This is a genomic window from Trichococcus palustris (assembly GCF_900114465.1).
In the GTDB taxonomy this organism is placed as follows: Bacteria; Bacillota; Bacilli; order Lactobacillales; family Aerococcaceae; genus Trichococcus; species Trichococcus palustris.
In genome coordinates, this window is sequence record NZ_FOTD01000052.1 from 1 (window position 1) to 1,029 (window position 1,029).

Annotated in this window: 1 protein-coding gene and 1 pseudogene; both read left to right on the forward strand. The window is 43.0% G+C overall.

Annotated elements, in window-relative coordinates; translation table 11 throughout:
* Positions 1-479 (forward strand): annotated as a pseudogene (locus BM101_RS13805) (1,4-alpha-glucan branching protein GlgB); the annotation flags it as partial.
* 11 nt (positions 480-490) lie between these two features.
* Positions 491-1,029 (forward strand): glycogen synthase (locus BM101_RS13810; RefSeq protein WP_177194539.1); only part of this gene is annotated, 539 nt, incomplete at its 3' end.

The window sequence follows — 1,029 nt, forward strand, 5'->3', positions numbered from 1 at the left end:
CCCCTGATGCCTACATGATCGCTGAAGAGAGCACCGCTTGGGCGAATGTGACGAAGCCAATCGAAATGGGCGGCTTAGGATTCAATTACAAGTGGAATATGGGTTGGATGAATGATACGCTGAAATTCTTCGAAATGGATCCGTTGTTCAGGAAAGATAATTTCAACCTGATCACCTTCTCGTTCATGTATGCGTTCAATGAGAACTTCATTCTTCCTTTTTCACACGATGAAGTTGTCCATGGAAAACAATCCTTGTTAGGGAAAGTGCCTGGCGACAGATACAACCAATTTGCAACCTTGCGGACAATGCAAGCGTTTATGATGGCTCATCCCGGCAAAAAATTGAACTTTATGGGAAATGAAATCGGCCAATTCCTTGAATGGCGTTTTTATTCGCAATTGGAATGGTCAGACTTGAACAATGAATACAACAGCGAATATCAGCACTTCATAAAAACATTGAATCATTTTAGAAAGAAGGTCACATAATGAAAGTCCTATTTGCATCCAGTGAGGCAGCACCTTTTTTTAAAACAGGCGGTCTAGGCGATGTAGCCTACGCTTTGCCGAAGGAATTGGTGAAGCAAGGAGTAGATATCAGGGTTGTTTTGCCGTACTATTCGACGATGCCCGAAAAATATAAAGAACAAGTGGAGGAGCTAATATCTTTCCGTGTGCAAGTGGGCTGGAAAAGTATGTACTGTGGCATCAAGACATTGGTTTTAGAGGGTATCACCTATTACTTCATAGACAACAAAACGTATTTTGACCGCTCATCATTCTATGGACAATTGGATGATGGCGAAAGATTCGGCTTCTTTTCCCTTGCCATCTGCGAAATGATGGAAAAAATAGATTTCATCCCGGATGTTGTGCATGTCAATGACTGGCACACCGCAATGGTGCCGGTGTTGTTGGTGGACAAATACCATTGGGTGCAGGCATTCAAGGACATCCGTAAAGTGATCACCATCCACAACATCCGTTTCCAAGGTATCTTTGATCCGGTCGTACTTTCCAGCATCTT